This window comes from uncultured Sphingomonas sp. (assembly GCF_913062585.1).
GTDB lineage: Bacteria > Pseudomonadota > Alphaproteobacteria > Sphingomonadales > Sphingomonadaceae > Sphingomonas.
The window spans coordinates 35,409-49,964 of sequence record NZ_CAJXWX010000014.1; the positions used below are offsets into that span (position 1 = coordinate 35,409).

General features: G+C 67.7%; 9 protein-coding genes. 2 read left to right on the plus strand and 7 right to left on the minus strand.

The genetic code is table 11. From position 1 onward, the window contains the following. Positions 1-76 precede the first annotated feature (76 nt). Positions 77-847: an alpha/beta hydrolase gene (locus QZ546_RS10765; RefSeq protein ID WP_294237038.1), complete on the minus strand. Its 771-nt coding sequence runs from the start codon at positions 845-847 to the stop codon at positions 77-79. A gap of 131 nt (positions 848-978) precedes the next feature. Here QZ546_RS10765 and QZ546_RS10770 point away from each other — a divergent pair, with 131 nt between their 5' ends. Further along, positions 979-2,127, plus strand: a complete 1,149-nt coding sequence (locus QZ546_RS10770; RefSeq protein WP_294237041.1) for an AAA family ATPase — start codon at positions 979-981, stop codon at positions 2,125-2,127. A 4-nt stretch (positions 2,128-2,131) separates the two neighbouring features. Here QZ546_RS10770 and QZ546_RS10775 read toward each other — a convergent pair whose 3' ends face one another. The 4 genes from QZ546_RS10775 to QZ546_RS10790 form a co-directional block, all read right to left on the minus strand. Continuing rightward, positions 2,132-3,124, minus strand: a complete 993-nt coding sequence (locus QZ546_RS10775) for a glycosyltransferase family 2 protein (protein WP_294237043.1) — start codon at positions 3,122-3,124, stop codon at positions 2,132-2,134. 34 nt (positions 3,125-3,158) lie between these two features. Further along, the gene (locus QZ546_RS10780) at positions 3,159-4,574 is read right to left on the minus strand and encodes a M48 family metalloprotease (RefSeq protein WP_294237045.1); all 1,416 of its coding nucleotides are present in this window, start codon (positions 4,572-4,574) and stop codon (positions 3,159-3,161) included. A 379-nt stretch (positions 4,575-4,953) separates the two neighbouring features. Continuing rightward, the gene (locus QZ546_RS10785) at positions 4,954-7,053 is read right to left on the minus strand and encodes a bifunctional (p)ppGpp synthetase/guanosine-3',5'-bis(diphosphate) 3'-pyrophosphohydrolase (protein WP_294237048.1); all 2,100 of its coding nucleotides are present in this window, start codon (positions 7,051-7,053) and stop codon (positions 4,954-4,956) included. Positions 7,054-7,360: 307 nt separating this feature from the next. Beyond that, complete coding sequence (locus QZ546_RS10790; RefSeq protein ID WP_294237051.1) at positions 7,361-9,772, minus strand: ligase-associated DNA damage response DEXH box helicase; 2,412 nt, start codon at positions 9,770-9,772, stop codon at positions 7,361-7,363. Between the two features lie 19 nt (positions 9,773-9,791). Here QZ546_RS10790 and QZ546_RS10795 point away from each other — a divergent pair, with 19 nt between their 5' ends. Next, on the plus strand, positions 9,792-10,790 hold the full coding sequence (locus QZ546_RS10795; RefSeq protein WP_294237055.1) for a ligase-associated DNA damage response exonuclease: 999 nt from the start codon (positions 9,792-9,794) through the stop codon (positions 10,788-10,790). 93 nt (positions 10,791-10,883) lie between these two features. Here QZ546_RS10795 and mdoH read toward each other — a convergent pair whose 3' ends face one another. Together mdoH and QZ546_RS10805 are read right to left on the minus strand one after the other, a co-directional pair. Next, complete coding sequence (gene mdoH / locus QZ546_RS10800) at positions 10,884-12,683, minus strand: glucans biosynthesis glucosyltransferase MdoH (protein WP_294237058.1); 1,800 nt, start codon at positions 12,681-12,683, stop codon at positions 10,884-10,886. Further along, complete coding sequence (locus QZ546_RS10805; protein ID WP_294237061.1) at positions 12,680-14,215, minus strand: glucan biosynthesis protein; 1,536 nt, start codon at positions 14,213-14,215, stop codon at positions 12,680-12,682. Before QZ546_RS10805 ends, mdoH begins: the two co-directional genes overlap by 4 nt. Positions 14,216-14,556 lie beyond the last annotated feature (341 nt).

The window sequence follows — 14,556 nt, forward strand, 5'->3', positions numbered from 1 at the left end:
CTGAACGGAGGGTGGGAATAGACTTGGCTCCAAAACCCCGTTCAGCCTGAGCGAAGTCGAAGGCCAAGCCCCATTCTCACCCCGAATGCGCGTCCATCCACTGCACGATCGCGCCCACCACCTTGTCCTCGATCCCGTAATAGCCATGCGGGGTCAGCGAGCCGCAGTCATTGTCCGACCGCGTCACCCCGCCCGACACGGTCAGCACCTTCACGTCCGGGCTGTGCGTCATCGCGGCGGCGATCCGCGGCGCATTGTCGGGCGGCGCGACCTTGCAGGCGTCGTCCCGATTGGCGACGACCAGCGCGGGCACGCTGACGCCGCTCGGATCGGCATCGAACACCGTCTCATGGCTGCCCCCCAGTACCGACACCGACTCGGTCAGCACGACGCCCGCGATACGCCCCGGCGCGGCGTGCGCAGCGCCGTTCATCGCCGCGATCGACCCCTGGCTGGTGCCCAGCAGGAAGACCGGTCCCACCCCCTGGCGATGGGCCAGCGTGACCATGCGGTCGATCATCTGGGCATAAGCGGGCGCACTGCGCAGGCCGCGCTGGTTGGTGCCGCCGATCGCATCGGGGATCACCACGCCATAGCCCTTCGCCGCCCAGAGCGTGCGGGTGCGCACGGTGAAATTGTCGCCATGCGCGATGCTACCGTCGCGCCCGATCCCGACCTCACCCGATCCGCCGGGCAGCATCACGATCATGCCGTGCGCGCCAGGGGGCACCGACACGAGCGCGCGCTGGGGCTGACCGCCGGATGGGGTCAGGTCGACCACCACGTCATGCGCCGGCTGCGCGGCGATCGCGGTTGCGGCCAGAAGAGTAAGGAGCGTCATCATCATGTCCCTCGAAGCGGTTCCCCCTTATCGACGGTCCTGGCTGAACACGGGCCGAAGATGGACAGGGCGAGCGGTGCCATCCTAAGCTGTACCCGGAAACCGACAAGATACGGGCAGGGGGACAGCGGGCCGCCGTGATCGAGACACTGGCCATATCCGGATACCGCTCGCTGCGGGACCTAGTCGTGCCGCTGGGGCCGCTGACCGTCGTCACGGGGGCCAATGGCAGCGGCAAGTCGAGCCTCTACCGGGCGCTCCGCCTGTTGTCCGATGTCGCGCAGGGGCGGGTGATCGCCTCGCTGGCGAGCGAAGGCGGATTGTCCTCCACCCTATGGGCAGGGCCGGAGAAGTTCAGCCGGGCGATGAAGAGCGGCGATATGCCGGTGCAGGGCACGCGGCGCGACGGACCGGTCAGCCTGAAGCTCGGCTTTTCCTCCGCCGATCATGGCTATGCGATCGACCTGGGCCTGCCGATTCCCGGCAATTCGCGCTTCGACCATGACCCGGAGATCAAGTTGGAGGCGCTGTGGATGGGTCCGGCGATCGGCCGGTCCAACCTGCTTGCCGAGCGGCGGGGCGATTTCGTGCGCTTACGCGACGCCGATAGCGGCAGCTGGCGCGACGGGGCGCGGTCGATCCCGGCGGTCGACTCGATGGTGACTCACTGCGCCGACAGTCGCGACGGCCTGGAACTGCTGCAATTGCGCGAGCGGATGCGCGGGTGGCGCTTCTATGACGATCTGCGTACCGATCGCGACGCGCCCGCCCGCCGGGCGCAGGTGGGGACTTTCACGCCGGTTCTATCGGGCGACGGTGCCGATATCGGCGCGGCGATCCAGACCATCTTCGAGATCGGCGAGCGTGAGGCGCTGGCCGATACCATCGCCGACGCCTTTGACGGCGCGACGCTCCAGGTCGGCGAGCGGTTCGAGGTGGAGATGCGCCAGCACGGCCTGTTGCGGCCGCTGTCCGTGACCGAGCTGTCCGACGGCACGCTGCGCTACATATTGCTTGCCGCGGCGCTCCTCTCCCCGCGCCCGCCCGAGCTGATGATCCTCAACGAGCCGGAGGCAAGCCTGCATCCCGATCTGCTCGGCCCCCTGGCGCGGTTGATCGTCAAGGCCTCGGCGCGGTGCCAGATCATCCTGGTGTCGCACGCCGCTCCGCTGGTCGAAGCGCTCGAGCGGAGCCCGGACGCGCGAAGCCTCCGCCTGCACAAGGAACTGGGCGAGACGCTGGTCGAGGATGTCGAACGCCCGCGCTGGACCTGGCCATCGCGATAGGGCGTCAGCCTAAGTCCTTGGCCCCCTCATGCGCGCTATAGCCCAGCCGCGCATGGCCCTGCACCGGCCCCACCACATCGGCGACGAGGTAGAGCGGCCGCCGCTTCGATTCGATGTAGAGCCGCCCCAGATATTCGCCGATCATGCCCAGCACGAACATCTGCACCGCGCCCAGGATCACGGTGACGAGCATGGTCGAGGTCCAGCCCTGCACCGCCGTGCCGGTCAGCCAGCCGATCGCGATATAGACGATCAACAACAGCGAGGCGGCCGTCAGCGCCAGGCCGATATGGCTGGCCCAGCGCAAGGGCGCGGTCGAAAACCCCGTCACCGCGTCGAAGGCGAGCGCGATCATCTTGCCCAGCGGATAATGGGTCTCGCCCGCATGGCGCTCGGCGCGATCATAGGGGAAGGGGACCTGGCGGAAGCCGACCCAGGCGACCATGCCGCGAATGAAGCGCGCCTGTTCGGGCAAGGACTGCAGGGCGTCAAGCGCGCGGCGGCTCATCAGGCGAAAATCGCCGGTGTCGAGCGGGATCGGCGTGTCGGTCAGCCGGTCGAGCATCCGGTAGAAGACCGCCGCCGTCGCCTTCTTGAACAGCGTCTCGCCCGCGCGCTTGCGCCGCACGGCATAGACCACGTCCGCCCCCTGCGCCGCCATCGTCGCGCGCATGTCGGTGAGGAGTTCGGGCGGATCCTGTAGATCGGCGTCGATGATCAGGATCTGCTCGCCCGCGCACAGGTCGAGACCCGCGGTCAGCGCCAACTGGTGGCCATGATTGCGCGACAGGTTGATCGCGACCAGATGCGGGTCGGCGGCGGCCAGCCGCTGCATCACCGGCCAGCTGTCGTCGCGCGAGCCGTCGTTGATGAAGACGATCTCATAATCCTCGCCCACCGCCGCGCGCGCCGCGCCCGAGATGCGCGCGTGCAGCACGTCCAGGCAGGCGGCTTCGTTATAGCAGGGGACGACGACGGACAGGGCAGGGCGCTTCATGACGCCGCCGGTTTAGCGGCGTCGAAGCCGTCCGTCACCCGTTCACGACCAACTTGACCAAACGACCCGGCACCAGCGCTTGTTCCGGGTCGAGCCCGTTCAGCGTCACGAACCGCTCGCGCCGGTAATCGGGATAGGCCATGCGCGCCGACAGGCTGTCGATCGTGTCGCCGGCCTTGACGGTGACGATGCTGATCTTCTTGCCGCGAATAGCATTGGCCTCGGCGGTGGAAAGTGGCGCGACCGAGGCGAGCAGCGGCTGGAACGGCCCGATGCCCGAGCCCGCAGGCGTGACCAGCGTGAAGGTATAGGTCGCCGAGGGGAAACGATACGCGACTACGGTCGCATCGACCGCACGGTTATTGGCGGCGGCGCGGGTCGTCACCCAGGCATAGGGAATGCCGTTCGCGGTGCCATTCTGGAGTTGGCCCGAGGGCGTGCCGGTGCCGAGCTGGCCGAAACGCTGGGTGATCGCCTGGGACAGGTCGCTGCTCTGGGCCAAGCGCATCTCGGCCTGTCCGCCCTGGCCGACGACGCTCACCGCGTCGCTGCCATTGGCGATGGCATAGCCGCTGGGCGCGGTGAATTTCAGCTTGAGGCCGGGATGGCGGAAGGTCTGGCCGTCGACGATACCCTCCTTGGGATCGTCGCCATAGGGCAGGCCGTCGAGCATCCGCAGGAAGGCGGTGTCCTGCGGCGGGGTGGTCTCCGGGCGGCCGGTCGCTTGCGCCAGCGCGGCGGCGCGGCGGACCCGGTCGGCGCTGTTGGGATGGGTGGAGGCCCAGGTCGGAATGGTGTTGGCGTCCTTGCCGGATGTGCGCGCGGCGAGGTTGCTCGACGCGGCCAGCGAGGTGAGCATGTCGGCCGAGGCATAGGGATCATAGCCGGCGGCGGTCATGTAGCGGATGCCCAGCCCATCGGCCTGATATTCCTGATCGCGGCCATATTTCAGCGTGTAGAGCTGGGCGCCCGTACCGACGAGCTGGGTCGCGATATTGCTGCCGGTCAACAGTCCCGCCCCCGCCGCCAGGATCGATCCGATGATCGAGCGGGTGTTGCGGCTCTGCGAATGGCGGGCGGCGACATGGCCGACTTCGTGGCCCAGCACCGAGGCAAGCTCGGCCTCGGAGTTCATCAGCGCGAGCAACTGGCGGGTGACATAGATATAGCCGCCGGGGATGGCGAAGGCGTTCTCGACCGGCGAGTTGAGCGTGGTGACGGTGAAGTCGCCCTGCGCATTCGACAGGCCCGACTGGACCGCGACCCGCTTGCCGACCCGCTCGACGAACGCCGCCTGCGGGCCGGTATAGCGACCGCCATATTGCTTCACGAGTTCCGGGTTGGCCTGCGCACCCTGCGCCTTGTCGGAGGCGGAGATCGACCGGGCTTGCTGCGCCGCGACGGGGGCCGCGACGAGCGCGAGCATGGCGGCGGCGGTGACGAAACGCATGTTAAGGCTCCCCTGTTTGGGGTCTCCAAAGCGTAGGCGCGTCGGGGGTTCCAGCTTTTTGTTACGCGGGCGTCATCCGGGTGTCAGGAAATCCAATGCCGCATTGTTCCCCGGCGAAGGCCGGGGTCCAGTTTCTTGGCGGCTTAGGAGGCACGAAACGATGCGGGGGAGGCATCCGCCCAGCACCTTCGATCGTGCACCGCAACTGGGCCCCGGCCTTCGCCGGGGAATACAGACGAATTTGTTCGGGCAGAGGCGCGGAGGACGCAGAGGGGTTCGTTCAACCACCTCGGCGACCGTCATCATTCAGCGTCGAAGATGACAGGATACGCGTTCCGCGCGCCGGACATCTCTGCGTCCTCCGCGCCTCTGCCCGAACCTAAACCCGCTCGACCGAACTCACCACATCGGCCGCGCGCAGGGCCGCGATCAGGCGCATCAGGTGTTGCAGATCATGCACCTCGACATCGATCAGGTTCGTGTGGAAGCGCGTGTCGCGCGTATCCAGCCGGACGTTGATGATGTTCGCCTTATGCTGGCCGATGATCGTCGCCAGGATGCCCAGCGCGCCCGGTTCGTTCTTGACCATCACCGAGATACGCGCGGTCGCGCCTTCGCTCTCGTCGCCCCAGGACACGTCGACCCAGTCGGTTTCCTCGTCGGTGCGGTCGGCCAGTTCGGCGAGCACCGGGCACTGGATCGCGTGCACCTCGATCCCCGCATCGGGGCGGCGCAGGCCGACGATGCGGTCGCCCGGCACCGGGTGACAGCATTGCGCCAGGTCATAGGCGACGCCGGGCGTCAGCCCTTTGATCGAGATCGCGCTCGACTGCGGCGGCAGCGCAGCGACATCCGCGCCCGCCGATCCGGGCATCAGCGCCTCCATTACCGCGGCATCCGACACCGTCCGCCTGGCGATCGCGATCATCAGATGCGCCTCGTCGGACATCTTCAGCCGTTGCAGCGCATGGGTCAGCGCGTCGGCGCCGATCTGGGCCGGCAGGCGGCGGACGATATCCTCATAGAGCTTGTGACCCAGCGTCACCTGCTCGGCGCGTTCGGCGTGGCGCAGATGGCGGCGGATCGCGGCCAGCGCCTTGCCGGTGATCGCCAGGTTCAGCCAGTTGGCCTGCGGTGTCTGACCCGCCGAGCGCAATATCTGCACCTGGTCGCCGTTCGAGATGACGGTCGACAGCGGAACGACGCGCCCGTTCAGCTTGGCTCCTACCGCCTGGTCGCCCAGATCGGTGTGCACGGCATAGGCGAAGTCGATCGGCGTGGCCCCTTTCGGCAGCTGGATCAGCTCGCCCTTCGGCGTGAAGGCGAAGATGCGATCCTGGTACATCGCCATCTTGGTATGCTCGATCAGCTCTTCCGGGCTGCCCGCGGTATCGAGAATCTCGACCAGATCGCGAATCCAGCTGACCTGCGCGTCGTGGCGGGTCGCCTGTTTGTAGGTCCAGTGGGCGGCGAGGCCGAAATCCGCCTCGGCATGCATTTCGGGCGTGCGGATCTGGATCTCGATACGCGCATTGTCGGCATGGATGACGGATGTGTGCAGCGATCGGTATCCGTTGCGCTTGGGGGTGGAGATATAGTCCTTGAACCGCCCCGGCACCATCGGCCAGCGGCGGTGGATCAGCCCCAGCGCGCGGTAGCAATCCTCCTCGGTCGGCACGATCGCGCGGAAGGCCATGACGTCGGACAGCTGCTCGAAGCTGATATGCCGCTCGTTCATCTTGCGGAAGATCGAGAAGGCGGACTTTTCGCGCCCGGTCACATCCGCCTCGACCCCGCCGCGCGACATGAGGAGTTTCAGGCCCGAGGCGATCCGCGAAATCCGGTCGCCGCCGCCCTCCTTCATCTGCGCCAGGCGCAGCGAAATCGACTCATACGCCTCGGGCTCGAGCTGCTGGAAGGCGAGCATCTGCATCTCCTTCATGAACTCGTACATGCCGATCCGCTCGGCGAGCGGGGCGTAGATGTCCATCGTCTCCTTCGCGATGCGGCGGCGCTTCTCCGGCTTCGCGATGTGGTGGAGCGTGCGCATATTGTGCAGCCGGTCGGCCAGCTTCACCAGGAGGACGCGGATGTCGTCCGACATGGCGAGCAGGAACTTGCGCAGATTCTCGGCGGCGCGCTCGCTCTCGGTCTGCGCCTCGATCTTGGACAGCTTGGTGACGCCGTCGACCAGCCGCGCGACATTGGGACCGAACAGGCGTTCGATCTCCTCATAGGTCGCGACCGTATCCTCGATCGTGTCGTGCAGGATGGCGGTGGCGATCGTCTCGTCATCCAGATGGATGTCGGTCAGGATGCCGGCCACCTCGATCGGATGGCTGAAATAGGGATCGCCCGAGGCACGCTTCTGGCTGCCATGCGCCTTCATCGAGAAGACATAGGCACGGTTCAGCAGCGCCTCGTCGGCCTGGGGGTCATAGTCGAGCACGCGGTCGACGAGTTCATACTGGCGGAGCACGGGATCAGATTTGCGTAAGGGGGATCGGCATTGCAACATTTTTGATGCGATCAGGGTGATCGAAATGCCGCGAGTGCGCCCTTCTGAAGCCCCTCCCGCAGGCGGGAGGGGTTTGGGGAGGGCAGGGTGTCTCACCGAGCTGGTCGCCTGTGGCTTTCCCTCCCCCATCCCCTCCCGCCTGCGGGAGGGGAGCGGCTAGAGGCGAGCGTTGGGGCGTGGCCTTCGACTTCGCTCAGGCTGAACGGATGTTTGAAAATTGGTCTTCCCCCGCTCCGTTCAGCCTGAGCGAAGTCGAAGGCCAAGGGACTCACTCTCCCATCGCCTCCGCCGCCATCGCCTCCGCCTCGATCAGCAGGTCGTCATCCGCACTCCCCGTCGCGACCCGCTCGCGCCCGATCAGCACCAGCACCGGCACGGCGAGCGGGCTCACCCGCTCCAGATCGACATGCAGCATCGTGCCGCCCGCCCGGTCGAGCAAATTCGCCAGCCGCCCCACATCGGTCATCCGCGCCCGCGCATCGTCCCACGCGGCCTGGAGCAGCAGATGGCCGGGCTCGTATTTGCGCAGGACGTCGTAGATCAGGTCGGTCGAAAAGGTCACCTGCCGCCCGGTCTTGCGCTTGCCGGGATGCTGGCGCTCGACCAGCCCGCCGATCACCGCCACCTCGCGAAAGGCGCGCTTGAGCAGGTGCGATTGCTGCACCCAGTCGACGAACTCGTTTTCGAGAATGTCGGGCGAGAAGAGGCTCGCCGGATCGGTCACCTTCTCCAGCCCATAGCACGCCAGCGCATAGTCGCTGGCGACGAAGCCCAGCGGTTTCAGCCCCTGCGCCTCCATCCGCCGGGTGATCAGCATCCCCAACGACTGATGCGCATTCCACCCCTCGAAGCTATAGGCGACCATGTAGTGCCGCCCCTCGCGCGGGAAGGTCTCCACCAAAAGCTGGCCGGGGCGGGGCAGGACCGAGCGGCGGTCCTGCATCTCCAGCCAGTCATGCACGTCGGGGGGAAAGCGATCCCATGCGCGCCGGTCGGCCAGGAATTCGCGGACCCGGTCGGCGAGACTCGTCGAAAGCGGCATCCGCGCGCCGCCATAGGTCGGGATGCGCGCGGGCCGGGAGGTGGCGCGGACGATCAGGTCCTCGCCGTCGATCGACTCCACCTCCAGGCTGAGCCCGGCGAAGAAGAAGGTGTCGCCCGGCGCGAGGGTGGCGGCGAATCCCTCCTCCACGCGGCCCAGTTGGCGGCCGTTGCGGAAACGGACCTTCAGCATCGTCGCCTCGACGATGATCCCGGCGTTCAGCCGGTGCTGCGTGACGAACTGCGGATGGGTGACGCGCCACGTCCCGTCCGGCTGCTGGACCAGCCGCTTGAAGCGATCATAGGCCTTCAGCGCATAGCCGCCATCCGCGATGAAGCGCAGCACCCGGTCGAAGGTCGCGTCGTCCAGCGCCGAATAGGGCATGGCCGAGCGGATTTCATCGAGCAGCGCACCCTGCTCGAACGGCGCGGCGCAGGCGCACGCCATGACATGCTGCGCCAGTACGTCGAGCGCGCCGGGACGGAAGAGGTCGGGGTCCAGCTCGCCCGCCTCCACCGCGTCGAGTGCGGCGCGCGCCTCCAGATATTCGAAGCGGTTGCCGGGGACGAGAATCGCGCGGCTCGATTCGTCCAGCCGGTGATTGGCGCGGCCGATCCGCTGGAGCAGCCGCGACGAGCCCTTGGGCGCGCCCATCTGGATCACGCAATCGACATCGCCCCAGTCGACGCCGAGGTCGAGGCTGGCGGTCGCGACCAGCGCCCGGAGCTGCCCGTCCGCCATCGCGCCTTCCACCTTCTGCCGCGCTTCCAACGAGAGCGAGCCGTGATGGACACCGATCGGCAGGCTCTTGTCGTTCGCCTTCCATAAATCCTGGAAGATGAGTTCGGCGAGGCTGCGCGTATTGCAGAAGACGATGGTGGTCCGGTTCGCCTCGATCACTCGCATCACCTGCGCGGCGGCGTAGCGGCCCGAATGGCCGGCCCAGGGGATGCGGTCCTCGGGCAACAGGATCGTTATGTCCGGCGGCGCGCCGGGCTCGCCGGTGACGAGGCCGACTGCATCGATGTCGCCATCGGGCGCCAGCCAGGCGCGATAACCGTCCGGGTCCGCCACCGTCGCCGACAGCGCGACGCGGCGTAAGCCGGGTGAAAGGCGCTGCAACCGCGCCATGCACAGGGACAGCAGGTCGCCGCGCTTGCCGGTGGCGAAGGCATGGACCTCGTCCACCACGATGGTCTTGAGGCCCGCGAACATCGTCGCCGCATCGGGGTAGCTGAGGAGCAGCGACAGCGATTCTGGGGTGGTCAGCAATATCTGCGGCGGCTTCACCCGCTGCCGCGCCTTCTTGTCCGACGAGGTGTCGCCGGTGCGCGTCTCGACCCGGATGTCGAGGCCCATCTCCTCGATCGGGGTCACGAGGTTGCGACGAATGTCGACCGCCAGTGCCTTCAGCGGCGAGACGTAGAGGGTGTGCAGCCCTTCGGTCGGCTGCTCGATCAACTCGGTCAGGGTCGGCAGAAACCCCGCCAGCGTCTTGCCCGCACCCGTCGTCGCGACCAGCAGCGCGTGGCGCCCGGCGCGCGCTTCCTCCAGCATGGCCAGCTGGTGCGAGCGCGGGTGCCAGCCCTTGGCGGCGAACCAGTCGGTCAGGGCGGGCGGAAGGGAACCGGGAGGCATATCCAGGGATATAGGTAGCATGGCCAAGCTCGGCGACTGGATACAGCCCCATAAACACGGGATTTACGTGGCCCCCGCCGATGTGTGGGTCGATCCGTCCGAGCCGGAGGCCAAGGCGCTGGTGACGCACGGCCATGCCGATCATGCGCGCGGCGGCCATGGCACGGTCTGGGCGACGCCCGAGACGCTGGCGATCATGGCGGCGCGCTATGGCCCGCAAAACGGCGTCGCGGTCGCCTATGGCGAGACGATGCGGCTGGGCGAGGTGGAGGTAGGCTTCGTGCCCGCGGGCCATGTGCTGGGATCGGCGCAGATCGTGCTCGACTATCGGGGCGAGCGGGTGGTGGTGTCGGGCGATTACAAACGCCGCGCCGACCCGACCTGTACGCCGTTCGAGCCGGTGCCGTGCGACGTGTTCGTCACCGAGGCGACTTTCGCGCTGCCGGTCTTTCGCCACCCGGAAACGGGGGACGAGATCGACAAGCTGATCGCGCGGCTCCACGCCAATCCGACGCGCTGCGTGCTGGTCGGTGCCTATGCGCTGGGCAAGGCGCAGCGGGTGATCGCGGAATTGCGGGTGCGCGGGCATGAGGCGCCCATCTATCTCCACGGCGCACTGGCGCGGTTATGTGCGCTCTATCAGGAATGGGGCGTCGATCTGGGCGAGCTTCGCATGGTGGCCGATACGCCCAAGGCCGAGATGGCGGGGCATGTCGTCATGTGCCCGCCCGGCGCGCTCAACGATCGCTGGTCGCGGCGGCTGCCCGACCCGATCACCGCCATGGCCAGCGGCTGGATGCGGGTGCGCCAGCGTGCGCGGCAGAAGAATGTCGAACTGCCGCTGATCCTGTCCGACCATGCCGATTGGGACGAGCTGACCCAGACCCTGACCGAGATCGCCCCGCGTGAGGTGTGGGTGACGCATGGGCGCGAGGAGGCGCTGGTCCATTGGTGCGAGACGCGGCAGATGAAGGCGCGGGCCCTGGCGCTGGTGGGGTTTGAGGATGAGGATGATTGATAGGGCGGGGCGTGGGCTTCGACTTCGCTCAGCCTGAACGGAGATTTGTCCCTTAACCCCGTTCAGGCTGAGCGAAGTCGAAGCCCAAGGGAATCACGCCAAGGCCAAAGGCCGAACCGGTTCCGCCACCACCGATCCCGGCACCACGAACACGCCCTTCTTGGCCAGTCGCTCCCCCGGTCGGACCTTCGCCGTCTCCATCGCCAGCCACGGCGCCAGCAGCAGCCCCAGCGTTACCGGCGACAGCCAAGCCCCCAGCATCGGGTTCAGGAACGACACGCCGAGCAGCGCGACCCCGATCGCCAGATGCCAATAATAACGCGGCATCGCATCCGCCGCCGCCAGCCCGTCGCGCACCCGGCTCTGCGGGCTCCAGCCCGACGGCTTGCCGCGCACGATGTTGATCAGGTCGATCGTCTGGGTCAGCGCGATCACCGGCGCGGTCAGGATCGACAGCGGCACGTCCAGCGCCACCGAGGCCAGGATGCCACGCACCCCGCCATAGCTCGCCCGCCGGTCGCGATCGGCCATCGCCCAGATCATGCTGAGCAGCTTCGGCCCGAACAACAGGACCAGCGTCACCCCCAGCACCTGCGCCGAGGTCACGGCGTGCACCGTGCGATCGTCGTCGGACAGGCTCTGCGCGATGGATGTCACGATCAGCACCAGCCAGGCGGGCGACATCAGATAGGCCGAGGCGCCGATCAGCAACTGCAACCGGCTGATCCCATGAAAGCCGCTCGCCACCAGAAGCTTCAGATGCTGGATATTGCCCTGCGCCCAGCGTCGGTCGCGCACCGCCTGGTCGATCAGGGTCGGCGGAAACTCCTCGAAACTGTCCTCGACCATCAGCATGTGCAGCCGCCAGCCGCGCCGCCGCAGCAGTGCCGCCTCGACCATGTCGTGGCTCATGATCGTACCCCCGAAGGGCGGCCGGCCGGGAAGGTCGGGCAGGCCGCAGCTTTCCGCAAAGGCCTGGATACGGATCAGCGCGTTATGGCCCCAGAAGGTTGATTCGGACCCCGACCACCAGACCAGCCCCGCCGTCGATACCGGCCCATAGAAGCGGCTGGCGAACTGCATCCAGCGCTGGAAGAAGGTCGTCGCGCCGATGATCATCGGTACGGTTTGAAGGAGTGCGATCGAGGGGCGCTGCTCCATGATCTGCGCCATGCCGACGATCGTATTGCCGCCCATCAGGCTGTCGGCGTCGAGCATCAGCATGAAGTCATAGGCACCGCCCTGGTTGCGCACCCAGTCGGCGACATTGCCGGGCTTGCGCCCGACATTCTCGGTCCGGCGGCGATAATAGAGCGGCACCTTCAGCCAGGGGGCGAGCCGCGCCCAGGCGGCGCGCTCCTCGACCTCGGCCGCCTCGCCCGAATCGGAGAGCACGAAAAAGGCGAAGCGATCGGCGGCCCCGGCACGGTCGATCATCGTCGCCATCCGCGCGATCCGGTCGAAGACCGCCTCGACATCCTCGTTATGCACCGGCACCAGCACCGCCGTCCGGGCAGAGGGCGGGGCGCTGCCCTTGGGCGCGGGGGTGATGCCGGGATGCGCGCCCGAAATCAGTAGGATGAAGCCGATCGCCGCCGTCACGAAGCCGAACGAGATCCAGGCGAACAGCGGAAAGAACAGCAGCAGCAACAGCGCGTCGAGCAGGCTCAACCCGTCGCTGAGCAACGCTTCCTTGACCGAAGCGGAGGCGGCGGTCGCCAGCAACCCGGTCAGCAGGATCAGCAGCAGCCGGCGCGTCAGGATGTCGTCGGGCGACAGGTTGACGCCGGGCCGGGGATCGGGCGCGGTGTGCGGCGGGGGCGGACCATCGAACCGCTGGACCGGCATGTCCAGCGGCGCGGGCGGCGGCATGATGGCGCGGGTGTCGGTCACGGTAAGAAAACCGGCATCAGCACCGTCTCGGTCAGCGCCTTGGAACCTCGCTTCAGGAACAGGCGGACATCGGCTGGGCCGGGTGCCTCGGGGGCGATGTCGGCGGTGACGCGCCAGCGATTCTGCTGGCCGACCACCGGATAGGCCGCCTGGGCCAGCAGCTTGCCGCGCGCCACGCCGATCTCGGCGGTGACGCCGCTCTGCCGGTCGAGCCCCGCCAGCGCCGGGCCGACAAAGTCGACCACCAGCTTGCGCGCGCCGGGTGTCGGCTCGGCACCGGGGCGTCCGGCGGCGCCGGTCCAGCTGTCGACCGCATGGGCAACGGCGGGCACGACGGTCGGGTCGGTCGACCCCCAGCTCAGCCGATAGTCGAACTGCCGCTTCTGCCCCGCCTTGGGCGCGTCGGCGGGGTTCCAGAAGGCGACGATATTGTCGACCGTCTCCGATGCGGTCGGGAAAGCATAGAGCATCACCTGCCCCCGGCCCCAATCGCCCTGAGGCTGCACCCACAGGTTCGCGCGCCGGTCGTAAAAGGCGCCGTCGTCCTGATAATGGTCGAAATCCCGGTCGCGCTGGAGCAGGCCGAAGCCGCGCGGATTGGTGTCGGCGAAGCTGTCGAGCGTGGGGCGCGGCGGATTGACCAGCGGTCGCCACAGCCGCTCGCCCGCGCCGGTCAGCAGCGCCAGGCCATCCGAATCATGGATCTCGGGCCGCCAGTCGCTGCCCGCCGCCCGGTTGCCCTCGCCATACCAGAACATGCTGGTCGCGGGCGCGATGCCCAGCCGCTCGACATCGCGGCGGAAGAACAGGACGGCCGAGACGCGTTGCTCGACCCCGCCCGCGCCCTTCACCGACTCGATGCGATAGGCACCGGTGACGCTGGGCCCGTCGAGCAGCGCATGGACGGTATAGGCTTGCGCGCCGGTCCGCTCGATCCAGAAATCGGTGAAGGCAGGAAATTCCTCGCGCCCATCGATGCCGGTGTCGATCGCGATACCGCGTGCCGACAGGCCGTACTGGTCCTGCGCGCCGGCGGTGCGGAAATAGGAGGCGCCCTGAAAGGCGAGCCAGTCGCTCTTGCCGTCCGCCGTCATCGCGCGGAAACCGGCGATGCCCAGCGGCGGCGCATGGCCCGCCTCGGCGGTGAACAGGCTGGTCGCGAAGGGAAGGTCGCGTGCCTGGCCGTTTTCGACGATGTGGATGCCGACCGGATTGGGGGCATAGCGGCCCAGCGGGAACAGGCGGATGCCGCCGAGCAGCGTCTTGTCGTCGCGGTAGCGGATGGTGCCCACCGCATCGTAATCGATCGCGGCGGCCGCCGCGACCTTGGCCTGGGCGCGGTAGGGCTGGCGGGCGAGCGCCTCGGCCCGGGTTTGCAGGGCCGCCCAGGAAAAGGGCCTGGCCGCGCCTAGCATCACGCCATTCGGCATGGCTTGCGCGGCGGCGCGCAGGGCGACGGTCGGGGCAAGGCCCAAGGCGGCAAAGGCCGCGACGAGTTCTCGACGATTGGCCTGTATCATCGGCTGCGGCATCTCCCATGGCGAACCGGACAGGCGCTGCGCGCCCGGCATGACTGTTGCAACGCAACATGCGGCGATCGGTTGCCGGGGCGCTTTCAAATGCCGAAACGGGGCGGGGCGTTCGGGATCGCCACTTATTCCCTCGCCCCTCGCAAAGGGGAGAGGGTTGCGCAGACTTAGGCTTTGCGAAAGCAAAGGCTTAGTCGGAGCTGGGTGAGGGGCGTGCGCTCGCATGTGCGAGCGCGCGAGCCGATGGCTCGCTCAACCCCTCACCCAAGCTGCGCTAGCCAGCAAAGCTGGCAAGCTTCGCTAACCCTCTCCCCTATCCAGGGGAGAGGGAAAGCAGGGGCTAC